Source organism: Streptomyces sulfonofaciens, from assembly GCF_014656295.1.
Taxonomy (GTDB): Bacteria; Actinomycetota; Actinomycetes; order Streptomycetales; family Streptomycetaceae; genus Streptomyces; species Streptomyces sulfonofaciens.
Genome location: NZ_BNCD01000003.1, coordinates 491,261 through 517,193, shown reverse-complemented (window position 1 = coordinate 517,193; position 25,933 = coordinate 491,261). Strand labels below are relative to the sequence as shown.

The window sequence follows — 25,933 nt, the reverse complement described above, 5'->3', positions numbered from 1 at the left end:
CCGGGGGCGGCCCTGCGGCATCGCTCCGGCTTCTCGGGCGGTTCCCCACGCCACTGCGGGGTCCGGGTGAACTCGGTGCGACCCGAAGGTGTCCTGTCGTCCTCTCTTACTCCATCCCGAAGTAACCGACATGGTGTCCTCTGAGCCATTGCCGAAGATTTTCGGCAAGTGATCCGAGGAACGATGACGATGAACCTTCGCGGAAGACGCGGAAGACCCAGAAGACGCATACGGGCCGCCGCGCGCCACACGGCCGTGGCCGCGGCACTGTCCGTACTGGTGGCCGGCGGGGCCGTGGCCGCCGGCGCGGCCTCGGCGGACCAGCCGGCCGGCGGGGAGCCGGCGGGCCGGGCCACCGGTGGCGCGTGGCTGCCGCCGACGCCGGAGAACTGGCCGCAGGTGGTGGACGTCAGCAGGACGCCCACCGACACGGTGACCCGCGGCCTGCGGCACTACGCGGAGACGTACGACACCGTCGGCGGCCGTCAGCACACCCAGGTGCTGACGGCCGACCTCACCGACCCCAACCTGCGGGTCGGTGTGGTGGAGGCCGGGGACACCCTGACGAACCCCGCCGACGAGACGGTGTCGTCGATGGCCAACCGGACTGGCGCCGTCGCCGGTGTGAACGGCGACTACTTCGACATCCACGCCAGTGGGCGCCCGCTGGGCGGGGTGATCTCCGACGGGCGGTTGCTGAAGACGCCGAGGACCGGATTCGCCTCCCAGCTCGGCATCCGGCGGGACGGCAGCATGGTGATGGGCCCCGAGACCTTCAGCGGCACCATCACGGACGGTTCCGCCTCGCACCCGCTCACCTCCGTCAACACGGTGGACGACATCGCGTCGAACGGCATCACCGAGGTCACCCCCGACCTGGGCGACACGCCGGGGCTGAGCGCGGGCACCCTCGTCCTCGGGCACGCAGCCCCGGGCGGCTCCTTCACCGTCGACACCGTACGGACCGGTGTGACGTCGGTGGACAGGCTGACGGCGGGACAGATCGGCCTGCTGGGCGGCGGGACGGGCGGGCAGTGGCTCGCCGACACCCTGCACCCCGGCGACCAGGTCGCCCTGACCACCCGCATCTCCCCCGACAACGACCTGCGGCAGTTGGTCAGCGGGGTGACGACGCTGGTGAAGGACGGCAACGTCTACAAGGACCCGACGGGCACCCCGCCCAGCGGCGCCAACCCGGAGACCGCCGTCGGCCTCACCAAGGACGGCAGGCACGCCATCGTCGTGACCATCGACGGGCACGGCGGCACCGGCACGGCCTTCGGCGTCACCCCGGAGCAGGCCGCCGGCTACATGGCCGCGCACGGCGCCTGGACCGCCCTGCTGTTCGACGGCGGCGGCTCCACCACGATGGCGACCCGGGTCCCCGGCGCTCACCAGGCCACCGTGGCCAACACGCCGTCCGACCTGCCCGGCAACACCGAGCGCCCGGTCGCCAACGGCATCTTCTTCTACTCGACCGCCGACCGGCCGGGGCCCGCGACGAAGGTCGTCGTGAACGGCGGCGAGGACCTCACGACGGTCCCGGGCGGCACCGTGCCGCTCCCGGCCTACGCCACCGACTCCGCGGGGAACCCGGCCGCGGGTGCCGTGCACGTGAGGGTCCGGCCCGCCTCGCTCGCCACCGTCTCCGACGGGAAGCTGACCGCGCACCGGGCCGGCAGCGGGCGGATCGTCGCGGACGACGGCAGGGCGAAGACCTCACGGAAGCTGACCGTGGTCGACCGGCTCGACACCCTCACCGTCTCCCCGGACGCCCCCGACCTCGCGAACGGCGCCACCCAGCAGCTCACCGTCTCGGGCACCGCGGGGCACGGCGGGGCCGTCCGGATCCCCGCCGAGGCCGTGCACTGGACGGTCGAGCCGGCCTCGCTCGGCACCGTCGACGCCCAGGGCCTCTTCACGGCCGACCGCACCGCGAGCGGACTGGCCAAGGTCACCGCGTCGGCCGGCGGGGCGACCGCCACGGCGTCCATCGCGGTCGGCAGTGTCAGCAAGACCATCGACCCGATGACGAGCACCGACGTCTGGCGCATCAGCAACAACACCACCGGGAAGCCGGCCGCCCTGAGCGCCGCGCCCGGCGATGTGCCGCCCGGCTCCACGGAGTCCGGGTCGCTGAGGCTGGACTACACGATGCCCGCGGGCTCCGGCGTCAAGCAGCTCGTCCTGTCGTCCGCCAAGACGCTGAAGACGACGACGAGCGACGACGGGCAGAACCCCACCGGCATCGGGGTGTGGATCAAGGGCGACGGCTCCGGCATCGAGCTCGCCGAGGCGTACATCGGCGTGGACGGCGTGAAGACCACCCTGTACCCGACCTATGTCACCTGGCACGGCTGGCAGCTCGCCGTGGCAGAGCTGCCCGCGGGCCTGCAGTTCCCGCTGACGATCTCCTTCGTCGACTTCCTCGCGATCAACCCGAGCGTGACGAGCAGCGGTGCCCTGAACGTGGCCGGGCTGCAGGCGCTGTACTCGCCCCGGCCGGTGACCGCGCCGGCGTACCGGGCGATCCCGGAGAACCCGTCATGGCTGACGTTCGAGGAGGACTCCGCCGCGTTCACGAAGACCGGCAGCACCTTCCTGACCGGCGACGACGCACATCTGCTGGCGTCCGACCCGGGCTCGGTGAGCAGCCGCGTCATGGACTCGATCGCGAAACGGCTGCCGTCCCTGAGCCCCCGGGCCCGGCCGGACGCGGCCCAGTTCCTGGGTGACATGTCCGACGACGGGAAGCTGCCCGACCTGCAGTTCGCCAAGTCGAAGATGGACGCGCTCGGCATCCCGGCCCGGGACATCGTGGGCAACCACGAGATCACGCAGGGCGCCGACGCCGAGAACGGCAACTACGGGCAGACGTTCGGCGACACCCACTACGCCTACACCGAGGGCCCGGCCCGGGTGATCGTCACGGACAACTCGCACGGCAGCCTGCAGTCCTCGGACCCGTTCCAGCAGCCCGAGGCCGCGCAGTACGCGTGGCTGGTGCAGCAACTGACCGCCACCACCGCCGAGGACGTGCTGGTGACCACGCACATGCCGGCGTACGACCCGCACGCGGCGAAGAACAGCCAGTTCACCGACCGCTGGGAGGCCCGGATGTACCTGCGTCTGGTGCAGCGGTACCAGCAGACGCACCCGCGGCAGCATGTGATCATGCTGTACGGCCATGCACGGGGATTCTCCGAGCAGATCCTCGACCCCGAGGGCCGGAGCGTCAGCACGGCCGAGGGCGGCATTCCGCAGCTCACGTTCGCCGACCTCGGCATGCCGGCCTACGCGCCCTCGAACGAGGGCGGCTTCTACCACTTCGGTCTGGTGCACGCCTCCTCGGACGGCCGGATCCAGTTCTCGGTGGAGCCGGCGCTCGCGTCGATCGAGGTCACGGCGCCGACGACCACGCCGGCCGCCGGCGAGAAGGTGACACTGACGGCGACGGGCACCCAGACCGGCGGCGACAACCTGCCGGAGCTCACCATGCCGATCGCCGACCCGGCCTCACACGTCTGGTCCTCCAGCGACAGCCGGGTGGCCGCGGTGGACCGGATCACCGGCCGACTCACCGCCCGCCGTCCGGGCACCGTCACGGTCTCGGTGACCAGCGGCGGCGTCTCGGGCAGCGTACGGCTGACGGTGCGGTAGCCGACGCGCACCGCGGGGGCGCCGGGGCCGCGGGTCCCGGCGCCCCTCACCGGGCGGTTGATCACCGCCGTCACGGAACGCCGCTCGCCGTCACGCTCACCGGGGGCACCCGGCACGATGCCACCCAGCTCCCGCCACTGCTGGACGCGGTGCCGCCGATCCGGGGTCTGCGGGGTCGCCCTCGCCGCCGGCCCCGGCGGCTGTACGCCGACCGGGGCCACGACGTCGACGAGTACCGCCGCCTGCCGTGGAAACGTGGCATCAAGCCCATGATCGACCGACGCGGCGCCGCCCACGGTTCCGGACCGGGCGAGGTCCGCCGGGTGGTCGAGCGAGCCTTGGCCTGGCTGCACCGGTTCGAGCGAGTCCGCATGCGCTACGAGCGACGCGCCGACATCCACCAGGGCCTGCTCGAACCGGCCTGAAGCCTCGTATGCGTCCGCCGCCTACGAACCCCGCTCTGAAACGATCGGCAAGTGCGGGGAACGCGCGGGCACACCGGGGCTCCGCCACCGTGCGGGGCCTGTGTCGGCGGTCATGTCCCGTACGAGCCGGTACGGCACCCCGCAGCAGAGCCGGCCGCTGCGGCGCGCGGGAGCCGTGGGCCGGGAGCCGGGCGCCGTGGGCCCTGGGCCCGCCCGTCCCTATCCGTTCAGCGGCGGAACGAACGGCGTGCCCTGCCAGAAGCGGTAGAGCTGCTGGCCCCAGTAGGTGTCCCACTCGTGCACGCCGAGCGCGCGCAGCACCGCGTCGATGACGTCGAAGAAGACGCCGTTCACCGACGGGATCCACAGCACGGCGAAGACGGCGAGCAGCCCGAACGGCGCGAAGGGCTCCACCTGGCGGCGCACCCCGTGCGACAGCCAGGGTTCCAGTACCCCGTACCCGTCGAGCCCCGGCACCGGCAGGAAGTTCAGGATCGCGGCCGTCACCTGGAGGAGGGCGAGGAAGCCGAGGGCGTAGCGGAACGGGGCCGGTACGCCGTCCAGCAGGCCCAGCCAGAACGGGGCGGTGCAGACGACGGCGAAGAGCACGTTCGTCAGCGGTCCCGCGGCCGAGATCAGGCTGTGCCGCCAGCGGCCCCGGATACGGCCGCGCTCGATGAAGACGGCACCGCCGGGCAGCCCGATGCCGCCCATGATGACGAAGAGCACGGGGAGGACGATGCTGAGCACCGCATGGGTGTACTTCACGGGGTTGAGCGTGAGGTAGCCCTTGGCGCCGACGGAGATGTCGCCGCTGTGCAGCGCGGTACGGGCGTGCGCGTACTCGTGCAGGCAGAGTGAGACGACCCAGGCGGCGGTGACGAACACGAAGACGGCCAGGCCCGTGCCGTCGCCGCTGGTGGCGCCGGTCCAGGCGGCCCAGCCCGCGGCGGCCATGACGGCCACGATGCCGAGGAAGACGGGGCTGATCCTCCGCTCGCCCGGGCGGCGGGTGGTGGCGGTGGTCATGAGGCGGGGCTCCTGGGGGCGGGGGTGCGGTGGCGATACGGATGTCCGAAGCTACCTGTACCGGCCGCGGCCCCGGCAACGGGCACGGGACGCAACCGGAACGTGCCGGGGTACGAGGGTGGTTCCCGGGCGGGGCCCGGGCGGGGCCCCGGGGGCGGGAAGGGCCGGGCTGCGCCGGGGAGAGTCGGCCGGGGCCCGTGGAGACGGGGAGGGGCCGCGGCGATGCGCCGCCGGCCCGGGCAGGGGGAGGACAGTGACCAAGGCCACAGCGCGGACCGGGGACAATGGGGCCGTGCGCTACCGCATTCTCGGCACCACCCGGGCCCTGCGCGCCGACGGTACGCCCCTCCCGGTCGGCGGGGCCCGCCTGCGTGCCCTGCTCACCGTGCTCGCGCTCCGGCCGGGCCGTACCGTCCCCGCGTCCGTCCTGGTGGCCGAGGTGTGGGGGGACCGGCCGCCGGCCGATGCGGGCGGAGCGCTCCAGGCGCTCGTGGGACGGCTGCGCAGGGCCATCCGGTGCCCTGGAGGACTACCGAGCGGCGCGTGCGCACACCGGGGAACTGGGCGCCCGTGCGCAGGGCGCGGTGCTCACCGTGCGGATGGCGGCCGCGCTGGTGGAGATGGGCGAGGAGGAGCGCGGTGAGGAGATGACGCGCGCCGTGATCGCCGCCGGCCGGCACGTCGGCCACGAGGCGACGCCCGCCGCGCGGCTCTTCCTCGCCATGCTGCTGAGCCGCACCGGCCGCGCCGCGGAGGCGCGCGAGCACCTGCGGCTGCTGCGCGAGGGCTTCGGCACCACCGGGTTCGTGGTCTTCGACGGGATCATGGCGGGCATCCAGGCGTGGATCGACATGGTGGACGGGGAGTACGGGCGGGGCCTGCGCACCACGCGGGAGACCATCGACCGCTCCCTGGACCCGCTGGCCCGGGTGGTCGCGCCGCAACTGCCGGCGGTCTTCCTGACCAACGGCGCCATCGCGCTCACCGCGCTGGACGGCGGGGCGCGGGCGCGGGACGCCGCCCGGCTGCTGGGCGCAGCCCGCCGTCAGTTGCCGCCCGGGCACCGGGCCTCCGTGCTGGAGAGGCAGATCACCGAACAGGTCGAGGCGGCCAGCCGGGCCGTGCTCGGCGACGAGGAGTACGCGGCCGCGTACGCCGAGGGCGGCGGCCTCCGCCTGGAAGAAGCCACCGCCCTGCTGTGAGCCCCCGCAGGTGCCGGCAAAGCGGTCACGGCCCGGCCGTGCGGTCCGCGGGACACCGCGGGGGTCAGCTCTTGGTGCGGAACTTGTGGATGGCGACCGGTGCCATCACCAGGGTGATGACGACCGACCAGACCAGCGTGACCAGTACGTCGTGGGCGATGGGCGCGCCGCCGTTCATCAGGCCCCGGGCGGCGTCGGCCAGCGACGACAGCGGGTTGTAGTCGGTGAACGCCTGCAGCCAGCCCGGCATGGACGACGTCGGAGCGAAGATCGAGGAACCGAACTGAAGCGGCATCAGGACGAGGAACCCCATTCCCTGGATGGCCTGGGCGTTCTTCATCGTGACGCCCATGGTCAGGAAGATCCACATGATCGACGAGCCGAAGACCAGCGCGAGGCCGATCGCCGCGAACAGGCCCGGCACGCTCGCCACCGACAGGCCGAGCAGGAAGCCCACCGCCAGCAGGATCGCCGTGGCCACCAGCATCCTGCCTATCTCGACCACGATCTTGGCGATCAGGACCGAGGAGCGGGCGATCGGCAGCGACCGGAAGCGGTCCATCACCCCGCTCTGGAAGTCCTGGTTGAAGCCGGTGCCCACGCCCATGGCGAGGTTCATGCCCATCATGGCCATCAGGCCGGGCACCACGTACCCGACGTACGCGTCCTGGTTGCCCTTGCCCGCGATCGCGCCGCCGAAGACGAACACGAACAGCAGCGTGAAGACGATGGGCATCAGCACCGCGTCGAACATCGACTCCGGGTCCTGCCTGATCCACAGCAGGTTGCGGCGGACCAGGGCCCCGGTGTGGCGCGCGTGGGCGCGCAGGCCGATCCGGCCCTCGGCCGCGGCGGACCGGGTGAGCAGTGCGGTAGTCATACGGCGACCTCTTCGAGAGCGGGTGCGGGGTCCTCGGCCACGCCGGCCCTGTGTCCGGTGAGGGACAGGAAGACCTCGTCGAGGCTGGGGAGTTCGGTGCTGATGGAGGAGAGCGCGACGCCGCGCGCGGAGAGCGCGCCGACCACGGCGGTCAGTTGGTCGTCGCTGAGGATCGGCACGAGCACGGTGCCGGACTCGGTGTCCACACCGGCCCGGCCGTGCCCGGTCAGGCCGAATTCGTCGAGTGCGGCCGCCGTCGGGCGGAGCTGGAGCGGGTCGGAGGGCCTGATCCGCAGGGTGCGCCCGCCGACGCGGGCCTTGAGCTCGTCGATCCGGCCGCCGGCGATGATCCTGCCGCGGTCCATGACGGTGAGCTCGCCGGCCAGTTGCTCGGCCTCCTCCATGTACTGGGTGGTGAGCAGCACGGTGACGCCGTCGCCGACCATCCGCCTGACCTCGCTCCAGACCTCGTTGCGGGTGCGCGGGTCGAGTCCGGTGGTGGGCTCGTCCAGGTAGAGCACGGCGGGCTGACCGATCATGGAGGCGGCCAGGTCGAGGCGGCGGCGCATACCGCCGGAGTAGGTGTGCGCGGGGCGCCTGGCGGCCTCGGTGAGGGAGAACCGCTCCAGCAGCTCGTCCGCGCGCCGTCGTGCCGTCCTGCCGGACAGGTCGAGCAGGCGGCCGATGAGGTAGAGGTTCTCGCGGCCCGAGAGCTTCTCGTCGACCGAGGCGTACTGACCGGTGAGGCCGATCACGCGGCGGAGCTGCCGGGGCTGGCGCACGGCGTCGTAGCCGGCGACGGTGGCGGTGCCCGAGTCGGGCACGATCAGGGTGGACAGGATGCGTACGAGGGTGGTCTTGCCGGCGCCGTTCGGGCCGAGCACGCCGAGCACGGTGCCCTCGCCGACCTCCAGGTCGACGCCGTCCAGCGCCCTGGTCCCGCCGTAGTGCTTGACCAGCCCCCGCACGGTGATGACGGTGGCACCACGGCCGCCGGGGCTCTTGTCGTTGCGTGTCATGCCGCCAAGGTGCCAGGCGGCACCGACAACCCGCCGACAGTCCGCCGACAGCCCGCCGACGAGCCGCGGACACCCCGTCGGGCAGGGCCCGGACGTGCCGGGCACGGGGCGCGGGCGGCCGCGCGCGCCGGCCGTCCTCGCACCGGCGTCCCGGTACCCGCGGTGCGCCCGTGCCCGCGGGTACAGCGGGCCCGAACGGCAGCAGCCCGTCGACGGGGGAAGATCGACGGGCTGCCGTGGTGCCGCAGTGGCTCGGTCGGAGCGGGGGGCTCCGTCAGTGGACGGCGTGCTCCTCCGCGGGGAAGGCGCCGCCCACCACATCCTCCGCGAACGCCTGGGCCGCATTCGACATGACGCGCCGCACATCCGCGTACTGCTTCACGAACCTCGGCATCTTCCCGGCCGTCAGTCCCATCATGTCGGTCCAGACCAGGACCTGGGCATCGCACTGGGCGCCGGCCCCGATGCCCACCGTGGGGATGTGCAGCACCCGGGTCACCTCGGCCGCGAGCTCGGCCGGCACCAGCTCCAGCACGACGGCGAACGCACCCGCGTCCTGCACCGCCTTGGCGTCCCGCAGCAACTGCTGCGCCGCCTCCTCGCCGCGGCCCTGGACGCGGTAGCCCATCGTGTTCACGGATTGCGGGGTCAGCCCGATGTGCGCCATGACCGGGATGCCGGACTCGACCAGCAGCTCGATCTGGCGGTGGGAGCGCTCGCCGCCCTCCAGCTTCACGGCCCCCACGCCGGCGTCCTTCACCAGGCGCAGGGCGCTGCGCAGGGCCTGCGCCGGCCCCTCCTGGTAGGTCCCGAAGGGCAGGTCGCCGACGATCAGCGCGCGGCTGGTGCCGCGGACCACGGCGGCGCAGAGCATGGCCATCTCGTCGAGGGTGACGGGCACGGTCGTCTCGTAGCCCAGGTGGCAGTTGCCCATCGAGTCGCCGACGAGCATCACGGGGATCCCGGCCTCGTCGAAGACGGACGCGGTCATCGCGTCGTAGGCGGTGAGCATCGGCCACTTCTCGCCGCGCTCCTTGGCGGTGGTGATGTCGCGTACGGTGATGCGGCGCGTGCCCTTGCCGCCGTACAGCGCCCTGCTGCTGTCGGACTTCTGCCCGCCGATCGGGGCTGGCTTCTGGGCAGCCGGAATCTGCGTCATCGCAACGGCTCCTTCTGTCATCTCGAAGCGCCCTCACGGCGTCTCCGGACCACCCCCATGGTGGCACCACGTGCCGACGGGGGGCTAGGGCCCCGGGGGACCCGCGTCACACCCGCACCCGCCGCACGGAAAGCACCGCGCGCAGGCGCCGGGCAGCCGGCCCAGGGCCCCGCCGGCCGGATTCCGCCCGGCAGACCGCCGGCACGGCCCGCGAGGACGGGATCCGGTGGAGCAAGTGTGTCTGTTCTGTCACAGAGCGTCCGACAACACCTCGGCCCGGAACCCGGGTTCCGGGCCGCCTCGTCCTCCTGTTCGTACGGCTGTTCCCGCCCTGCCTGGCGATATGGCCCCCGACGGTGCGATATGACGGGGGGTGGGGACGGCCACGAAGGACTCCACCGCACGGCAGGGGCGGTCGTGTTGATCGCCTAGGGTCTGGGGTGGGGATGGCGTGCACGGCAGGCAGTGAGGCATGGGGAATGGCGCAGGCGTACGTGACGGAGACGGGCAGCGACACGGGGGACGGACGCCGCGGGTCCCGCTTCGGGCGCGTGTTCGGCGGCTGGCGGCGCGGCGGCAGGGCGGGAATGTGGCGCCGCGGCCTGGTCGTGGCGGCGCTGGCGGTGGCCCTCGCGCTGGTGATGCTCCTGCACGCGCAGATCCCGAACACCGTGGGCAACCTGGGCAGCCTCTCGGAGACCTTCCTGCCCTGGTTCGGCGTCCTGGTGCCGCTGCTGCTCGTCGCGGCGCTGGCGCGCAGGTCCGTGAGTGCGCTCCTCGCGCTGGTGCTGCCGGTGGCCGTGTGGCTGAACCTGTTCGGCGGGCTGGTCGTGGACCGGACCGGCACCGGCGGTGATCTGACCGTCGCCACGCACAACGTCAACGCGGACAACCCCGACCCGTCCGGCACCGCCAGGGACGTGGCCGCGGCAGGGGCGGACCTGGTGGCGCTTGAGGAGCTGACGGCGACGGCGCTCCCGGTGTACGAGAAGGCGCTGGCCGGCACCTACCGCTACCACGTGGTGCAGGGCACCGTGGGCCTGTGGAGCAAGTACCCGCTGAGCGGCACCGAGCCGGTGGACATCAAACTGGGCTGGACGCGGGCCCTGCGCACCTCGGTCGGCTCGCCGGCCGGGCGCGTGGCCGTCTACGTGGCGCACCTGCCGTCGGTGCGGGTCAAGGTGGACGCCGGATTCACGGCCAGCCAGCGGGACGAGAGCGCGGACGCCCTCGGTGAGGCGATCGCCCGGGAGCCGCTTGAGCGCGTGGTGCTGCTCGGCGACCTCAACGGCACGATGAACGACCGGGCCCTGAACGGGGTGACGGCGCAGATGCGGTCGACGCAGGGGGCGGCCGGGGACGGCTTCGGCTTCAGTTGGCCCGCGTCGTTCCCGATGGCGCGGATCGACCAGATCATGGTCAGGGGGATCACTCCGGTCCGCTCGTGGACCCTGCCCCGCACCCCCAGCGACCACCTGCCGCTGGCCGCCACCCTGAAGCTCTGACCGCGCCGGAGCCCCGGCGACCGTGCCGGAGCCCGCCCGCACCGGCCGCGGGGCCCCGCGCATCGCCCCCGCGCCGGGCAGCAGGGCGCCGCGCCGACGCCCTCCTCCGCGGGCGCGGGGCAGGTCCCGCGGGGAGGCGCCGGCGCCGAGCACGCGCGCGGCGGCCGGGGCCTGGGCAGGCGCGAGGCGGGCGCGGGCGGGCGTCAGGCGCTCTCGCGCCAGTGGTTTGTGATCGGAAGACGCCGGTCCTTCCCGAACCCCTTCGCGGAGATCTTCGTCCCCGGCGGGTACTGCCGCCGCTTGTACTCCGCCCGGTCCACCATCCGCAGCGTCCGGGCCACGAGCTCCGGGTCGAACCCGGCGGCCACGATCACGTCCGCGCCCTGGTCGTGGTCCACGTAGCGGTCCAGGATCGCGTCGAGCACCGGGTAGTCGGGCAGCGAGTCCGTGTCGACCTGCCCCGGCCGCAGCTCCGCGCTCGGCGGCTTGCTGATCGAGTTCTCCGGGATCGGCGGCGTCTGCCCCCGGTCCCGCGCGGCGCGGTTGCGCCACTCGGCCAGCCGGAAGACCGCGGTCTTGTAGACGTCCTTGATCGGCCCGTACGCCCCGACCGCGTCGCCGTACAGCGTCGAGTAGCCGACGGCGAGCTCGGACTTGTTGCCGGGGGCCAGCACGATCTGGCCCTCCTGGTTGGAGATCGACATCAGGAGCGTGCCGCGCAGCCGCGCCTGGAGGTTCTCCTCGGCCAGGCCGGACAGCTCCATCGACGCCATATACGCATCGAACATAGGTTCGATCGGCACGGTGCGGAAGTTGAGCCCGGTGCGCCGCGCCAGCTCCGCCGCGTCGTCCCTGGAGTGCTGCGAGGAGTACTTGGACGGCATCGACACGCCGTAGACGTGCTGGGCGCCGAGCGCGTCGCAGGCGATGGCGGCGGTCAGCGCGGAGTCGATGCCGCCGGAGAGCCCGATCAGCACCGAGCGGAAGCCGTTCTTCGCGACGTACGCGCGCAGCCCCACCACCAGCGCCGAGTACACCTCCTCGTCGTCGTCGAGCCGTTCGGCGTACCCGCCGGCCAGCTCGGCCGGGTACGGCGGGAGCGGCTCCGCGGACAGCGTCACGTGGTCGATGCGCAGGCCGTCGTCGACGACACCCGAGGGCGGCTCGGGCGCGGCGGCGGGCAGGTCCAGGTCCAGCACCACGCAGCCCTCCGAGAACTGCGGCGCCCGTGCGACCACCGCGCCGTCGCGGTCCACGACGATCGAGTCGCCGTCGAAGACCAGCTCGTCCTGCCCGCCGATCATGGCCAGGTACGCGGTCGTGCAGCCCGCCTCCTGCGCCCGCTTGCGGACCAGTTCGAGACGGGTGTCGTCCTTCTTCGCCTCGTACGGGGAGGCGTTGATGGAGAGCAGCAGGCCGGCGCCCGCGCTCCGGGTGGCCGGGACCCGGCCGCCGTCCTGCCACAGGTCCTCGCAGATCGCGAGCGCGACGTCGATGCCGTGCACCCGCACGACGGGCAGTGTGTCGCCGGGCACGAAGTAGCGGAACTCGTCGAAGACGCCGTAGTTGGGCAGGTGGTGCTTGGCGAAGGTGAGAACGACCCGTCCGCGGTGCAGCACGGCCGCCGCGTTCTGCGGAGAGCCGGCCGGCTGCCCGTACCGGGGCTGGGCCGACTCGCTGCGGTCGAGGTAGCCGACGACCACCGGCAGCTCCCCGAGGCCCTCGTCGACCAGTCTCCCGGCGAGCGCGTGCAGCGCGTCGCGGGACGCCTCGACGAAGGACGAGCGCAGGGCCAGGTCCTCCACGGGGTAGCCGGTCAGCGCGAGCTCGGGGAACGCCACCAGGTGGGCTCCCTGCTCGGCGGAGTGCCGGGTCCAGCGGACGACCGCCTCGGCGTTCTGGGTGAGATCGCCGACGGTCGAGTCGATCTGATTCAGGGCGAGGCGAAGTTGAGGCACCCCGCCAGTGTAATCGTCAGAGCGACGCGATGTGGCCCGGGTGTGGTGCGGCCCACGCCCGGGCCCCGCGGCACGGCGCCGACGTGCGGGCCGTCACCCGCCGTGCAGGGCCACCTCAGTGGCCGTGACCGTGCTCCGGCCGCGTGCCGTACGACTCGACGTAGCCGGGGGCGGGCGAGCCGACGCCGGTGACGTCGTCATAGCCGTTCACCGCGGACAGCGAGGTGTCCTTGCCGAGGGTGCGCAGCGACGTGAGCAGGCCCTCGGAGTCGTCGTAGCTGTTCGCGTAGTCCACCCGGGCCACGGCGAGGCCCTCCGCGCCCTTCACCGGGTGGTCCGTGACGTCGTGGTACAGCTTCGAACCGTAGCGGTCGTAGATCGCCGGGTTGGCGAACCCGAGCGGCCGCCCGCCGTGCGCCTGCTGGGCCAGCGCCTGGATGCCCGCGACCGTCGGCGCCGCCAGCGAGGTGCCGCCGATGCGGTACTCGCTGTACTGCTGGGACCCGTCGGGGAACGTCTGGGTCTGGCCGACCAGGAACCCGGTGTTGGGGTCCGCTATCGCCGCGATGTCCGGCACCGTGCGCATCGGCGTGGCACCGTTGGCCTTGGCGAGCGAGTCCGGGACGACGCCCTTCTGGTAGAAGGGCTGCGCCACGTGCTTGCTGGTGCCGCCGCCCGCGCCGCCGTTGAACGTGCCGGGGAGGCCGTTCCAGCTCTTGCCGTCCTCGGACAGCGCGGCCTTGTCGGTGCCCCAGCCCGTCTCCCACTCGTAGGTGTCGCCCCGGCCCACGGCGAGCGCCGTGCCGCCCACCGAGGTCACCCAGGCCGAGCTGGCCGGCACGTCGACCTGTTTCGTCCCGGTGTGGTCGACCTCGTCGCCGTTGTCGCCGGAGGAGAAGTAGAAGCCGATGCCCTCGATGGCGCCGAGCTGGAAGACCTGGTCGTAGGCCGCGGCGACGTCCGGGGTCTGGTTCTCCTCGATGTCGCCCCACGAGTTGGAGACGATGTCGGCGAGGTGGCTGTCGACGACCTTGCTGAGCGAGTCGAGCAGGTCGTCGTCGTAGCAGGACGCGGCGCCGACGTAGACGATGTTCGAGGCGGGCGCGAGAGCGTGCACCGCCTCCACGTCCAGCGACTCCTCGCCGTACCAGCCGGCCGCGTCGCAGTCGTCGGCTCCCGTGTGGGTGTACTCGCCCGGCAGCGCCTGGGTGAGCTGGCCGCCCTGGTAGCGCGCGTCGCCGTTGCGCTTGGCGTACTGGGCGGCGTCCTGCTCGATGGTGGGCGAGGCGTAGGCGTCGGTGATGGCCACGGTGACGCCCTTGCCGGTCCGCTTGCCCGCCCCGTACGCGGCGCGGAGCTGCTCGCCGGTGTAGCCCTTGGTCGCGTAGGGGACCTTGGATCCGTACGCCTCGGGCAGGGTGGTGGCGGTGTTCGAGCCGTAGGAGGACGAGAAGGGGCCGGCGTTGCGGAAGACCGCGTCCGGCGGCGGCAGCTCGTCCTTGTGGTCGGCCTTGTGGGGCGCGGTGTCCAGGCCGGTGACGGTGAGGACGGCGCCGTTCAGGGAGGCCGGCACGGTGGCGGCGTGCTGCGGCGCGCGGTAGGTCCTGCTGCCCTTGCGGTAGTTGTGCAACTGGGTGCCGAACGCCTTCTCGGCGGCGCTCACGTCACCCGACACCGCGATGTAGTGCCGGGTGGTGGCGGTGACGGTGAACCCGGCGCCCTTGAGCCAGGACGTGACGGCACCCACCTGCTCGTCCGTGGCGCCGAAGCGTTCCTGCGCCTGTGCGGCGGAGAGGAACCTGCCGTACGACGCCGAGTCGGGGTCGGACACGGCACGTGCGTACGCGGCCAGGCCCTGCGCGTCGCGTCCGGCCAGGTAGACCCGGGCCTCGACCCTGCTGCCGTTCGCCGTGGCGCCCCGGTCGGACGTGCCGGTGGCCCAGAGCGGCCTGGTGCTGCCCCTGAGCGTGTCGCGGGCGCCCGGGTTCTGGTCCGCGTGGGCCGCGGGTATGCCGAGCGCCAGGGCACCGGTGAGCAGCGGCAGTGCCGCCGCCAGACTCACACTGGTGCGCACGGCGGCGCGGTTGGATCTCATGGAACCCCCTGCGGTGCAGTTCGTTTCGTGTGACGCAGGAGCGCACACGCAAGAGATCACTCTTGCCATGAACGGTTCACGTCAGGGGAACGGGAGAACCAAGAAGAGCCCAAGGAACGGTTGACCGGGGCCGATTTGGCGGTGCCTGCCGGTTTCGCGCAGGTTGCGGTTCCGTCGCACCGGGTGCCTGCACACGCGGCGCACGGCAGGTGCCCGGCGGGTGGGCGGTGCGCGGTGGGGGAGCCGGCGGACCGCGTGCCGGCCGGGGGTGCGGTGGCGTGCGGCCGGGGGTGTGGTGGCGCGCGAGGGCGTAGCGGTGTGCGGGGGCGTGGTGGCGCGGCGGGGAGGGCGGATCGGGCGCCGGAGCGCTCAGGCGGGCGGCTCCGCGCCCCGCTCGCGCAACAGCTCCGCCATCGCGCCGATCTCCGACTGCTGCGCCGTCACGATGCCCTGCGCCAGGCGCTTCGCGGCCGGGGTGGCGCAGGCGGCGGCGCAGGCCCCCGCCATGTGGACGCCGCCGCGGTGATGGGCCGTCATCAGCCGCAGGTACAGGATCTCGGCCTGCCTGCCGCTCGCCGTGCGCAGCCGGTCGAGCTGGGCCGTCGTCGCCATGCCCGGCATCAGGGCACCGTCGCGGCCGGGCTCCGCGGCGCCCATGCCCATCCAGGCCATCGGCGGGTCGGCCGACACCTTCGGCAGCCCCCACAGGTCCAGCCAGCCCAGCAGCATGCCGCGCTGGTTCGCCTGGGTCTGCGCGATGTCGTACGCGGGGCGCCTGACCTCCTCGTCGCGGGTGCGGTCGCGCACCACGTACGACAGCTCCACGGCCTGCTGGTGGTGGACCGCCATGTCGCGGGCGAAGCCGGCGTCCGGGGAGTCGGCCGCCGGCACCGTTTGCCCGCCGCGGGCCGCCGGGGCGCCCCCGGCCGCGGCGCCCCGCCCGGGCGCGGCGCCGCCCGAGCCGTGCGCGTCGCCCAGCGCGAAGCCGCCGGCCGCCGCGAGGAGCACCGCGGCGACGGCGGCGGCACGGGCGGCTCCGCGCCGCCTCACCGCGCCAGGCCCCCGGTGCAGGGCGCGCCCGGCTCGGGCGTCTGCGGGCCCTGCACGAAGTCGGCGAAGAACGCCCCCACGGCCGGGTCGTCCGCCCCGCCGACCGTGCGCTGCCTGCCCCAGGCGGTGAGCATGATCGGCGCCTTCTGAGCGGGGTACGGACTCATCAGCGAGTACGGCGTCCTGGCCACCAGCGCCGCCAGCTTCCGCACGTCCGCGGGGTCCGCCCTGCCGGTGTAGGTGACCCAGACGGCACCGTGCTCCAGCGAGTGCACGGCGTTCACGTCGGGCACGGCCTCGGTGTAGACGTCGCCGTTGCAGTTCATCCAGACGGGGGCGTGGTCGCCGCCCACCGGCGGGATCATCGGGTAGTGCACGGGCTTGGTGACGTGCTCCCGGCCGAGGCCGCCGGGGTTCCAGGACGTCACACCGTCCGGACCCACCGTGAACGCGGGCGCGCCCCCCTTGCCGCCCTGCCGCCCTCCCGGGCCCCCGGCAGCGGTCGCGGACGGCGCCGCCGACGCCTCCGCCCGCCCGGCACCGGAGCCCTTCGCGTCCCCGGAGCCCGCGTCCGGTGAGCAGGCCGCGAGGACCAGCATCCCGCACAGGACGGTGCTGACGGTGCCGGCGGCCCCGACCGGCGTGCCCCGGCGCAGGATCGGGGCGCGGCGCCGGCCGCCGCCGCGCACGTCCCCTTCGCGGGGGCCGTCGGCTGTCGGCGCGGTGCGCGACGCGGTGGTGCCACTGCTCTTGGCGGAACCCATGGCGTGGTGTGTCCTTCATATGTAAGGAGAAAGGAGCGGGCCTGCTGATGGTAGTGGGACCGTCGCGGGGCCCCGTGCGGGCCGCCGCGGGCCCTCTCCCGCCGATCGCGGCACGGTGCGGTGCCGGGCCCGGCGACCCGCGCGAATCCCGGCTCGATCAAGAGCGCCGGAGTGCCCCACAATGAGGGCATGGGCCACCACACGAGCCGGGCGGGAGACCGGCGGGAGCGGACGAGAGCCGGGCCGAAGAGAACCGGATAGGAAGCAGACACAGCACGTTCAGGTGATCGCCTGCAATGTGCCCGAAATGGCGTGGTGGGATGCTCATACGCATCGATGTTCCCCATGGCGTCGTTGCACGCGAGCCTGACCAGCAAGGATGGGTGGAAGTCGACTATGGATAAGCAACAGGAATTCGTGCTCCGGACCTTGGAGGAGCGCGACATCCGGTTCGTACGCCTGTGGTTCACGGATGTTCTCGGCTTCCTCAAGTCCGTCGCGGTCGCTCCCGCCGAGCTGGAGCAGGCCTTCGACGAGGGCATCGGGTTCGACGGCTCGGCGATCGAGGGGTTCGCCCGGGTCTACGAGTCCGACATGATCGCCAAGCCGGATCCCGCGACGTTCCAGGTCCTGCCCTGGCGCGCGGAGGCCCCGGGCACCGCCCGGATGTTCTGCGACATCCTCATGCCGGACCGCTCCCCGTCCTTCGCCGACCCGCGCTACGTCCTCAAGCGCGCCCTCGCCAAGACCTCCGACCTCGGCTTCACCTTCTACACCCACCCCGAGATCGAGTTCTTCCTGCTGAAGGACAAGCCGGTGGACGGCTCCCGCCCCACCCCGGCCGACTCCTCCGGCTACTTCGACCACACCCCGCAGAACGTCGGCATGGACTTCCGCCGCCAGGCGATCACCATGCTGGAGTCCATGGGCATCTCGGTGGAGTTCTCCCACCACGAGGGCGCCCCCGGCCAGCAGGAGATCGACCTGCGGTACGCCGACGCGCTCTCCACCGCCGACAACATCATGACGTTCCGTCTGATCATGAAGCAGGTGGCGCTGGAGCAGGGGGTGCAGGCCACCTTCATGCCGAAGCCGTTCTCGGAGTACCCGGGCTCCGGCATGCACACCCACCTCTCCCTCTTCGAGGGCGACCGCAACGCCTTCTACGAGTCGGGCGCCGAGTACCAGCTCTCCAAGGTCGGCCGGTCCTTCATCGCGGGCCTGCTGCGGCACGCCGCGGAGGTCTCCGCGGTCACCAACCAGTGGGTGAACTCCTACAAGCGCATCTGGGGCGGGGCCGAGCGCCCGGCGGGCGCCGGGGGCGAGGCCCCCTCGTACATCTGCTGGGGCCACAACAACCGCTCGGCCCTCATCCGGGTCCCGATGTACAAGCCCGGCAAGACCGGCTCGGCCCGGGTCGAGGTCCGCTCGCTGGACAGCGGCTGCAACCCCTACCTCTCCTACGCCCTGCTGCTCGCCGCGGGTCTGAAGGGCATCGAGGAGAACTACGAGCTCGGCCCCGGCGCCGACGACGACGTCTGGGCCCTCACCGACGCCGAGCGCCGCGCCATGGGCATCGAGCCGCTGCCGCAGAACCTCGGCGAGGCGATCTCCCTGATGGAGCACAGCGAGCTGGTCGCGGAGACCCTCGGCGAGCACGTCTTCGGCTTCTTCCTGCGCAACAAGAAGCAGGAGTGGGAGGAGTACCGCTCCGAGGTCACCGCGTTCGAGCTGCGCAAGAGCCTGCCGGTGCTGTAGCGGCAGCCCGAAGGCCCGTCCCCGGCCCTGCCCCTCCGGGCGGGGCCGGGCGGCCCCGGCCTCCCGTCACCGCGCCTGCCGCCCCCGGCCTCCCCGCCGGGGCCCGCGGAAGCCGGCCCCGGCCCGCTGCCCCGCCCCGGGGCGGCGGGTTCAGCCTGTGCCGAGGTACACCGGTGCCAGTGCCGCCTTCATCAGCAGGCGCGGGGCGCCGCTGCCGTCGGCGGGCACGGTGTAGAGGTCGGCGCCGTAGTCGCCGGGCAGCGCGTACGCGAGGGTGCTGTCGTCGCGCCACAGCGCCTGGTCGTCGACGTTGCGGGTCTCGGCGAGCGCGGTCTCGCGGCCGGTGCGCAGGTCGAGGACGTACAGCCGCCAGGGCGCGTCCGCGGGCAGGCCCTTGACGCGCTTCTTGAAGGCGATGCGGGTTCCGTCGGGGGACAGGGACGGGCACTCGACGTTGTCGTGCACCGTCGTCACCGTCCGGGTGGCCAGGTCGCCGCGGACCAGGTAGGTCCTGCCCTGCGTGGCCAGTGTGGCGTAGAAGTGGCGGTCGTCGGCGGCGAAGGTGACGCCCCAGAAGTTGACGTCGGCGGCGTGGTAGGGACGGCCGTCCCTGACCACCCGGAACTCCTCCAGGGACGGGATCAACTTTCCGGTGCGGGTGTCGAGGACGGTGGCACGGGTCGAGAAGGTGCTGTTCGCGTAGGAGTCGCCGTCCACGAAGACCGTCCAGGTGGCCAGTCGGCCGCTCGGCGAGACACGGGCGCGGGACGGGACGCCGCCCACGGCGTAGTGCGCCCTCACGTGCAGCCGGGAGTCGAGGACCACCGCACGGTAGCTGTCCTGGACGGCGCCGTGCACCGCCTGGAGGCAGATGCCGGTGCCCGCGGCGGCGTGGAAGCGCAGGCAGCGCACGCCGGAGGCGGTGCGCCCAGCGCCGGGCCGGTCCGCCGGCACACTGCTCAGCTCGTCGCGGTGCGGTCCCCAGGCCATGTTCCTGAAGACGATCCGGCCGCCGCCCCCGCCCACCAGGGCGACCCGGCCCGCGCTGACGCCGGGGCCGCCCGGCCGGGCGCGGTCCTTGCGCTCGGAGCGGGCCGCCGCGTGCAGCACGGAGGCGGTGGCGACGGCCGCGAGCAGGACGATCGTGCAGACGAGGACGAGCACACGGGCCCGGGTGGTCATGCGGGGGCCTCCTCGGAGGTGGTGCCCGTGGCGGGCGGGGCGGTGGTGGGCGTCCCGCGCGGTGCCCGGCCGACGGCCAGCAGGCAGCAGGCGAGCAGGACGGTGAAGGCGCCCAGCGCGGTGCGGTCGCCCCAGGCCGTCCAGGCGGCGCCGAAGGCGAGCGAGCACACGAAGCGGGCGAAGGACTGGCCCGTCTGCACCAGGGCGAGGCCGGACGAGCGCAGGGCGGCCGGCACGCTCTGGGACGCGGCGGCCATCAGGACCCCGTCGGTGGCGGCGTAGAAGGTGCCGTGCAGCAGCAGGACCGCGTACGGCAGCCCGGCGAACGGCAGGACGCCGCCGGGCCCGGCCGTGAGCAGCAGCCCGTAGGCGCCGAGCAGGGCGACGTGCCCCCCGAGGAACACCGTGCGCCGCCCCACGCGGTCCGCGAGCCGCCCGAGCGGCACGGCGAGCAGCAGGAAGGCGGCCGCGGTGCCGAGCGGCAGCAGCGCGAACCACCCCTCGGGCACCCCCAGCCTGCGTTGCAGCAGCAGGTAGACGAACGAGTCGCTGACGGTCGCGAGCCCGAGCAGCAGCGCGCACAGCGCGATCCGCCGGATCTCGGGGCGGCGCAGCAGCGCCAGCGCGGCGCGCAGGGTGGGCCGCGCCGCCGCGGGTGCGGGCCCCCGGCCCCGTGCGGGTGCCGCGGGCGGCCGCGCGGGGCCGGGGACGAACAGCACCAGCACCAGGACGCCCACGGCGGCCACGCAGAAGCTCACCGTGAACACCGCGTCGTACCCGTCGGTCGTCGCACGCAGCACCAGGAAGGCGGCGAGCGGGCCGAGCAGGGCGCCCGTGGTGTCCATGGCGCGGTGCACACCGAAGGCGCGGCCCTGGGCGCCGGGCGCACTGGACAGCGAGATCAGCGCGTCGCGCGGCGCGGTGCGCAGGCCCTTGCCGGTGCGGTCGGCGGCGAGCACGGCACCGATCAGCGGCAGGCCGTGGACGACGAGCAGCAGCGGCTTGCACACCGCCGACAGGCCGTAGCCGAGGGCCGCGACCGCCTTGTGGCGGCCCCTGCCGCGGTCGGCGAGGTGCCCGCCGACCAGCCGGACCAGCGCCGAGACGCCGTTGTAGACGCCGTCGAGCAGGCCGAAGCCGAGCGGGGAGAGTCCGAGGCCCGCCACCAGGTACAGCGGCAGGACGGCGCTGACCATCTCCGAGGAGACATCGGTGATCAGACTGACCGTGCCGAGCGCCAGCACGGTGGGGGCGACCGCGGCACGGCGCCGCCCGGGCCGGTCGGGGGCCCGGGCGGTGCCGTCCGCGGACGGCGCGCCGGAGGCGCGGCTGTCCGCGACGTACACGGTCAGGACGTCCAGACGCCGGTGATGTCCTTGCCCGAGGCGGCGTTGCCGGCGTGACCCAGGCCGTGCATGTCCTCCAGCGTGCGCAGCAGGTCGTAGTGGTTGTACGTGGTCGTCGAGCTGGCCCCGGGCGTCACCTGCTGCCCGTAGAGCACGGTGGGGATGCGGTTGCCGCTGAGCGAGTTGTCCTCGTCGAAGGTGACCACCAGCAGGCTGTTGTGGGTCTTCGCCCAGGTCGCGTAGGCGCCCAGGTGGTTCTTCAGCCAGGTGTCACCGGTGGACACGGAGCAGTCGTGCATGTCGCTGCAGAGGTTCGGCACCACGAAGGACACCTGCGGGAGCTGCGTGAAGTCGCTCGGGAACTGCGCGAACGTCTTCGCCGACGAGGTCGGGACGTTGCTGAAGCCGAACCACGGGTTGTGCTTGCGTGCGTAGTCGCCGCTGTTGCAGGTCGTGGAGCCCTGGCTGGGCAGCGACTCGTTGTAGCTGCCCCAGCTCCTGCCCGCGGCGATGAGCTGGGAGGCCAGGTTGGGCGCGCTGCTGAAGCCGGGCGTGTAGCAACTGTCGTCCGTGATGCCCTGGGTGGAGCCGGAGAACAGCGCCATGTAGTTGGGCTGGCTCGGGTGGGTCTCGGCGTGCGCCTGCGTGAGGTTGGCACCGCCCTTCGCCAGCGAGTTGATGTACGGGGCGCTGGACGACCCGATGACCTGGCCGTACGCATGGTTCTCGAAGACCGCTACGACCACGTGGTCGGGGGTGGGCACCCCGGCGGCGGCCTGCGCCGTCGACGATCCGCCGACCCCGCTCCACAGCCCCAGGGCACCCGCGGTGAGGGCGAGGGCGGAGACGAGGGCGTAACGACCGCGGCGGAAGGCGTTTCTGCCGGACACGATGGACCTCCGGTGGGGAGAGTCGGAAAGGGCCTGCAGAGCATGCTCACGCCAAGATGCCCCTGCCGTACGCCACTCCCCAGCGGGCATGAAGAAAGGGTGAACGTCCGGGGCGCGGTGCGCGGCGCCTGCCCGCGGGGCCGCTCGCGGCGCCTGCCCGCGGGGCCGCGGGGCTTCGCGTCCCGGGGGTCTCGGGGCGGCTCAGGAGAAGCGCCAGCGGGTCTGGCTGAACGTGTCCCCCTTGCCGAAGCCGAACGCGGTGCGCGGGGCGACCGCGAAGACCAGGGCCGGGCCCTCCCGGCTCACGAAGGCGCCGTCGCGCACCTCGAAGCGCCACACCGCGCCGTACTTGCGTTCCCAGGCGTCCGCGAGGGCCCGCAGCCGGGCGTCGTCCGTGATCCTGACCGCCTCGCCCTCGACGGTGAGGTCGTAGCCTTCGGCCCAGGTGCCGGTGCCCGTGGTCAGGACCACCTGAGGGTTCTCGGCCAGGTTCCTGGCCTTGCGCTCGCGGGCTCCGGTGGAGAAGTGCAGCGCCCCGGCGTCCCAGACGGCCAGCAGCGGGGTGACGTGCGGGCGGCCGTCGGGGCGTACCGTCGAGATCCAGAACAGCTCGGCCCGCTCCAGCCTGCGCAGGGCCTCCGGCCAGGGGACGGGGACGGCCTCCGGGCTGCTGTAGCGGGCGTCCAGCTCGCCGGCGGGCGCGGTGGCCATGGGGAAGGCGGCCCCGCCGGGGGCGGGGTGCGGTGCGGGGTGCGGCATGTCCGGTCCTCCTGACGCTCGGGACGGTCGAGGGGCAGACTGCACGGGGGGCCGGGAATCGTCGGCCCCGGTCGCCCGGTTGTGGCACGGGCCGTTCGGGCACCTCTTCGATAGTGCCCGGAAAACATGGTTTGTGCCTGGTAAAGGCGGCACCCGCGCGGGGCGGAACGGCTTGCTCCCGTCGTAGGCTCAGGGACCATCGACCTTGATCGGAACAGGAGGCCGGCGAACATGACGGTGCCGCAAGGGCGCAGGAGCAGTACCTTCACACGGCTGCTGCGGCTCGGCTTCACCGACCCGTCCGCCGCCGAGCGGCTGCTGGCGTCCGGCCCGCTCGCCGCCGTGCGCACCGATCCCGTCCTGCTGGACGCGCTCGGCGGCGCCGCCGATCCCGACCTCGCGCTGCGCGGCCTCGGCCGCCTGGTGGAGGCCCAGCCGGACGCCACAGGGCGCCGGGCGCTGCTGGACACCCTGGTCGCCGCCAAGCCGCTGCGCGACCGGCTGATCGGGGTGCTCGGCGCCTCCGAGGCGCTGGGCGACCACCTGGCCAGGCACCCCGGCGACTGGCAGGCCCTGGTCACCTACGAGCAGGAGGACCTGCACCCGGGCGTGGCGGAGTTCGAACGGGGCCTCGCCGGGGCCGACGACCCCGTCACGCTGCGCGTCGCCTACCGGCGCTGCCTGCTGTCCATCGCGGCCCGCGACGTCTGCGGCACCACCGACGTCGCCGAGACCGCGGCGGAGCTCGCCGACCTCGCCACCGCCACGCTGCGTGCCGCGCTCGCCCTCGCAGCGGAGCGGATCCCCGAGGACGCCGCCCTGTGCCGGCTCTCCGTGATCGCGCTCGGCAAGTGCGGCGGCCACGAGCTCAACTACGTCTCCGACGTCGACGTGGTCTTCGTGGCGGACCCGGTCGAGGGCGCCGACGAGGACAAGGCGGTCCAGGCCGCGATCCGGCTGGCCTCGCTGCTGATGCGGATCTGCTCCGAGACGACGGTGGAGGGCTCGATCTGGCCGGTGGACGCCAACCTGCGCCCGGAGGGCCGCAACGGCCCGCTGGTGCGCACCCTCGCCAGCCATCTCGCCTACTACCAGCGCTGGGCGAAGACCTGGGAGTTCCAGGCGCTGCTCAAGGCCCGCCCGGTCGCCGGCGACGCCGAGCTGGGTGCCGCGTACATGGCGGCGGTCTCCCCCCTCGTCTGGCAGGCCGCGGAGCGCGAGAACTTCGTCGCCGACGTGCAGAAGATGCGCCGCCGGATCGTGGAGAACATCCCGGCGGGGGAGGTCGAGCGGGAGCTGAAGCTCGGCCCCGGCGGCCTCAGGGACGTCGAGTTCGCCGTCCAGCTTCTCCAGCTCGTGCACGGCCGCGCCGACACCACCCTGCGCAGCGGCACCACCCTGAACGCGCTCAAGGCGCTCGCCGCGGGCGGCTACGTCGGCCGGGTGGACGCCGTGCAGCTCGACGACGCCTACCGCTTCCTGCGCTCGATGGAGCACCGCATCCAGCTCCACCGGCTGCGCAGGACCCATCTGGTGCCGGAGGACGAGGCCGACCTGCGGCGCATCGGCCGCTCGCTCGGCATGCGCACCGAGCCCATCACCGACCTCGGCCGGGCGTGGCGGCGCCACACCTCCGTCGTCCGACGGCTGCACGAGAAGCTCTTCTACCGCCCGCTGCTGGACGCGGTCGCCCAGCTCGCGCCCGGCGAGACCAGGCTGAGCACCGGTGCGGCCCGGGAGCGGATGGTCGCGCTCGGGTACGCCGACCCGGGCACGGCGCTGCGGCACCTGGAGGCGCTGGCCTCCGGCGTGACCCGCAAGGCGGCCATCCAGCGCACCCTGCTGCCGGTGCTGCTCGGCTGGTTCGCGGACTCCGCCGATCCGGACGCCGGGCTGCTGAACTTCCGCAAGGTCTCCGACGCGCTCGGCAAGACGCCCTGGTACCTCAGGCTGCTGCGCGACGAGGGCGCGGCGGCCGAGAACCTCGCCCGGGTGCTCTCCGCCGGCCGGCTCGCCCCCGACCTGCTGATGCGCGCCCCCGAGGCGGTCGCCCTGCTCGGCGGCCCGGGCGGCCTCGAACCGCGCGAGCGGGCCCAGCTCGAGCAGGAGATCCTGTCCGCGGTGGGCCGCGCCGAGGGTGCCGCGCAGGGTGTCACCGCGGCCCGGGCGGTCCGCCGCCGTGAGCTGTTCCGTACCGCGGCCGCGGACCTCATCGGCTCCTACGGCACCGAGGAGAGGCCCGCGGGAGGCGATCCGGGGACGCTGGTGGACCTGGTCGGCGGCGCCGTCTCCGACCTGACGGCGGCGACCCTGGCGGGAACGCTGCGGGCCGTGGTCCGCGACCGCTGGGGCGACGAGCTGCCGACCCGGTTCGCCGTGATCGGCATGGGCCGCTTCGGCGGCCACGAGCTGGGCTACGGCTCCGACGCGGACGTCGTCTTCGTGCACGAGCCGCGCGAGGGCGTCGACGAGCAGGAGGCGGGCCGTGCCGCGCACACCGTCGTCGAGGAGATGCGCAGGCTGCTGCAACTGCCGAGCGCCGACCCGCCGCTGCTGATCGACACGGGGCTGCGGCCGGAGGGCAAGTCGGGGCCGCTGGTGCGCACGCTGAAGTCGTACGAGGCGTACTACCGCCGCTGGTCGCTGGTGTGGGAGTCGCAGGCGCTGCTGCGGGCGCAGTACGTCGCGGGCGACGAGGACCTGGCGCGGCGCTTCCTGCGCCTGGCCGACCGGCTGCGCTACCCCGCCGCCGGGCTCGGTGAGGACGCGGTGCGGGAGATCCGGCGGCTCAAGGCGCGCATGGAGTCGGAGCGGCTGCCGCGCGGCGCCGATCCGGCGCTGCACACCAAGCTCGGCCGGGGCGGCCTCTCCGACGTCGAGTGGACGGTGCAACTGCTGCAACTGCGGCACGGCGGCCACGAGCCGTCGCTCAGGACCCCGAGGACCCGGCAGGCGCTCGCCGCGGCGCGCGGGGCGGGACTGCTGACCGAGCGGGACGCGTCGACACTGGACGAGGCCTGGGTGCTGGCGACCCGGGTGCGCAACGCGGTGATGCTGGTGCGGGGGCGGGCGGGCGACACGTTCCCGACGGAGGTCAGGGAGCTGGCCGCGGTGGCGCGGTACCTCGGGTACGGGCCCGGGCACGCCGGGGACATGCTGGAGGACTACCGGCGCACCACGCGCCGGGCGCGCGCCGTGGTGGAGTCGCGCTTCTACGAGTCCTAGCCGCGCCGGCGGCTGCGGGTCCCGGCC

Annotated in this window: 17 protein-coding genes and 2 pseudogenes; 7 read left to right on the top strand and 12 right to left on the bottom strand. The window is 73.5% G+C overall.

Annotated features, from left to right (window positions below; translation table 11 throughout):
- Window positions 1-255 precede the first annotated feature (255 nt).
- Together IE313_RS07950 and IE313_RS07945 are read left to right on the top strand one after the other, a co-directional pair.
- Complete coding sequence (locus tag IE313_RS07950) at window positions 256-3,660, top strand: phosphodiester glycosidase family protein (protein ID WP_229924451.1); 3,405 nt, start codon at window positions 256-258, stop codon at window positions 3,658-3,660.
- Window positions 3,661-3,695: 35 nt separating this feature from the next.
- A pseudogene (locus IE313_RS07945) lies at window positions 3,696-4,085 on the top strand (transposase); the annotation flags it as partial.
- Between the two features lie 219 nt (window positions 4,086-4,304).
- Here IE313_RS07945 and IE313_RS07940 read toward each other — a convergent pair.
- On the bottom strand, window positions 4,305-5,114 hold the full coding sequence (locus IE313_RS07940; protein WP_189930221.1) for a site-2 protease family protein: 810 nt from the start codon (window positions 5,112-5,114) through the stop codon (window positions 4,305-4,307).
- 292 nt (window positions 5,115-5,406) lie between these two features.
- Here IE313_RS07940 and IE313_RS36335 point away from each other — a divergent pair.
- Window positions 5,407-5,628, top strand: a pseudogene (locus IE313_RS36335) (AfsR/SARP family transcriptional regulator); the annotation flags it as partial.
- A complete protein-coding gene (locus tag IE313_RS07930) occupies window positions 5,579-6,316 on the top strand; it encodes a tetratricopeptide repeat protein (protein ID WP_189930220.1) in 738 nt (245 codons plus the stop codon). The pseudogene IE313_RS36335 and the gene IE313_RS07930, both read left to right, overlap by 50 nt.
- A 64-nt stretch (window positions 6,317-6,380) precedes the next feature.
- Here the strand turns inward: IE313_RS07930 and IE313_RS07925 are convergent, their stop codons facing one another.
- The 3 genes from IE313_RS07925 to panB all read right to left on the bottom strand — a co-directional run bounded on the left by IE313_RS07925 (window position 6,381) and on the right by panB (window position 9,374).
- Window positions 6,381-7,196, bottom strand: a complete 816-nt coding sequence (locus IE313_RS07925; protein ID WP_189930219.1) for an ABC transporter permease — start codon at window positions 7,194-7,196, stop codon at window positions 6,381-6,383.
- A complete protein-coding gene (locus IE313_RS07920; RefSeq protein WP_189930218.1) occupies window positions 7,193-8,215 on the bottom strand; it encodes an ATP-binding cassette domain-containing protein in 1,023 nt (340 codons plus the stop codon). The genes IE313_RS07925 and IE313_RS07920 overlap by 4 nt, the downstream gene beginning before the upstream one ends.
- 274 nt (window positions 8,216-8,489) lie before the next feature.
- The gene (gene panB, locus IE313_RS07915; protein WP_189930217.1) at window positions 8,490-9,374 is read right to left on the bottom strand and encodes a 3-methyl-2-oxobutanoate hydroxymethyltransferase; all 885 of its coding nucleotides are present in this window, start codon (window positions 9,372-9,374) and stop codon (window positions 8,490-8,492) included.
- A gap of 587 nt (window positions 9,375-9,961) precedes the next feature.
- On the opposite strand from panB, the gene IE313_RS07910 reads away from it, so the two are divergent.
- Window positions 9,962-10,879 (top strand): endonuclease/exonuclease/phosphatase family protein, encoded by a 918-nt coding sequence (locus IE313_RS07910; protein ID WP_373316947.1) that lies wholly within the window; start codon window positions 9,962-9,964, stop codon window positions 10,877-10,879.
- Between the two features lie 203 nt (window positions 10,880-11,082).
- Here the strand turns inward: IE313_RS07910 and IE313_RS07905 are convergent, their stop codons facing one another.
- The 4 genes from IE313_RS07905 to IE313_RS07890 all read right to left on the bottom strand — a co-directional run bounded on the left by IE313_RS07905 (window position 11,083) and on the right by IE313_RS07890 (window position 16,746).
- Window positions 11,083-12,837 carry an NAD+ synthase gene (locus tag IE313_RS07905; protein ID WP_189930215.1) on the bottom strand — a complete coding sequence of 585 codons (1,755 nt, stop codon included), beginning with the start codon at window positions 12,835-12,837 and terminating at the stop codon, window positions 11,083-11,085.
- 115 nt (window positions 12,838-12,952) lie between these two features.
- Window positions 12,953-14,932 carry a S53 family peptidase gene (locus IE313_RS07900; RefSeq protein WP_189930214.1) on the bottom strand — a complete coding sequence of 660 codons (1,980 nt, stop codon included), beginning with the start codon at window positions 14,930-14,932 and terminating at the stop codon, window positions 12,953-12,955.
- Between the two features lie 369 nt (window positions 14,933-15,301).
- Window positions 15,302-15,982, bottom strand: coding sequence for a DUF305 domain-containing protein (locus IE313_RS07895; protein ID WP_189930213.1), 681 nt, complete (start codon window positions 15,980-15,982; stop codon window positions 15,302-15,304).
- Window positions 15,979-16,746: a thioredoxin-like domain-containing protein gene (locus tag IE313_RS07890; protein WP_189930212.1), complete on the bottom strand. Its 768-nt coding sequence runs from the start codon at window positions 16,744-16,746 to the stop codon at window positions 15,979-15,981. Before IE313_RS07890 ends, IE313_RS07895 begins: the two co-directional genes overlap by 4 nt.
- Before the next feature lie 396 nt (window positions 16,747-17,142).
- Between IE313_RS07890 and glnA2 the strand changes: the two genes are divergently transcribed.
- Window positions 17,143-18,504 (top strand): gamma-glutamylpolyamine synthetase GlnA2, encoded by a 1,362-nt coding sequence (glnA2, locus tag IE313_RS07885; protein WP_189930211.1) that lies wholly within the window; start codon window positions 17,143-17,145, stop codon window positions 18,502-18,504.
- Window positions 18,505-18,654: 150 nt separating this feature from the next.
- Here glnA2 and IE313_RS07880 read toward each other — a convergent pair whose 3' ends face one another.
- The 4 genes from IE313_RS07880 to IE313_RS07865 all read right to left on the bottom strand — a co-directional run bounded on the left by IE313_RS07880 (window position 18,655) and on the right by IE313_RS07865 (window position 22,681).
- Window positions 18,655-19,686, bottom strand: coding sequence for a TolB family protein (locus IE313_RS07880; RefSeq protein ID WP_189930210.1), 1,032 nt, complete (start codon window positions 19,684-19,686; stop codon window positions 18,655-18,657).
- Complete coding sequence (locus IE313_RS07875) at window positions 19,683-21,032, bottom strand: MFS transporter (RefSeq protein ID WP_189930209.1); 1,350 nt, start codon at window positions 21,030-21,032, stop codon at window positions 19,683-19,685. The genes IE313_RS07880 and IE313_RS07875 overlap by 4 nt, the downstream gene beginning before the upstream one ends.
- Before the next feature lie 2 nt (window positions 21,033-21,034).
- Window positions 21,035-21,922, bottom strand: coding sequence for an alkaline phosphatase family protein (locus IE313_RS07870; RefSeq protein ID WP_229924450.1), 888 nt, complete (start codon window positions 21,920-21,922; stop codon window positions 21,035-21,037).
- A 201-nt stretch (window positions 21,923-22,123) separates the two neighbouring features.
- Entirely contained in the window at window positions 22,124-22,681 is a 558-nt protein-coding gene (locus IE313_RS07865) for a pyridoxamine 5'-phosphate oxidase family protein (RefSeq protein WP_373316938.1), read from the bottom strand.
- A 231-nt stretch (window positions 22,682-22,912) separates the two neighbouring features.
- Here IE313_RS07865 and IE313_RS07860 point away from each other — a divergent pair, with 231 nt between their 5' ends.
- Entirely contained in the window at window positions 22,913-25,906 is a 2,994-nt protein-coding gene (locus tag IE313_RS07860; RefSeq protein WP_189930207.1) for a bifunctional [glutamine synthetase] adenylyltransferase/[glutamine synthetase]-adenylyl-L-tyrosine phosphorylase, read from the top strand.
- The last annotated feature ends 27 nt before the right edge of the window (window positions 25,907-25,933 follow it).

Bases quoted from the DNA above. Each gene is read 5' to 3' on its own strand.
- IE313_RS07920 (WP_189930218.1), bottom strand. From the start codon at position 8,215: ATGACACGCAACGACAAGAGCCCCGGCGGCCGTGGTGCCACCGTCATC.
- IE313_RS07890 (WP_189930212.1), bottom strand. From the start codon at position 16,746: ATGGGTTCCGCCAAGAGCAGTGGCACCACCGCGTCGCGCACCGCGCCG.
- IE313_RS07880 (WP_189930210.1), bottom strand. From the start codon at position 19,686: ATGACCACCCGGGCCCGTGTGCTCGTCCTCGTCTGCACGATCGTCCTG.
- IE313_RS07910 (WP_373316947.1), top strand. From the start codon at position 9,962: ATGTGGCGCCGCGGCCTGGTCGTGGCGGCGCTGGCGGTGGCCCTCGCG.
- IE313_RS07940 (WP_189930221.1), bottom strand. From the start codon at position 5,114: ATGACCACCGCCACCACCCGCCGCCCGGGCGAGCGGAGGATCAGCCCC.
- glnA2 (WP_189930211.1), top strand. From the start codon at position 17,143: ATGGATAAGCAACAGGAATTCGTGCTCCGGACCTTGGAGGAGCGCGAC.
- IE313_RS07860 (WP_189930207.1), top strand. From the start codon at position 22,913: ATGACGGTGCCGCAAGGGCGCAGGAGCAGTACCTTCACACGGCTGCTG.
- IE313_RS07925 (WP_189930219.1), bottom strand. From the start codon at position 7,196: ATGACTACCGCACTGCTCACCCGGTCCGCCGCGGCCGAGGGCCGGATC.
- IE313_RS07900 (WP_189930214.1), bottom strand. From the start codon at position 14,932: ATGAGATCCAACCGCGCCGCCGTGCGCACCAGTGTGAGTCTGGCGGCG.
- IE313_RS07930 (WP_189930220.1), top strand. From the start codon at position 5,579: ATGCGGGCGGAGCGCTCCAGGCGCTCGTGGGACGGCTGCGCAGGGCCA.
- IE313_RS07865 (WP_373316938.1), bottom strand. From the start codon at position 22,681: ATGCCGCACCCCGCACCGCACCCCGCCCCCGGCGGGGCCGCCTTCCCC.
- panB (WP_189930217.1), bottom strand. From the start codon at position 9,374: ATGACGCAGATTCCGGCTGCCCAGAAGCCAGCCCCGATCGGCGGGCAG.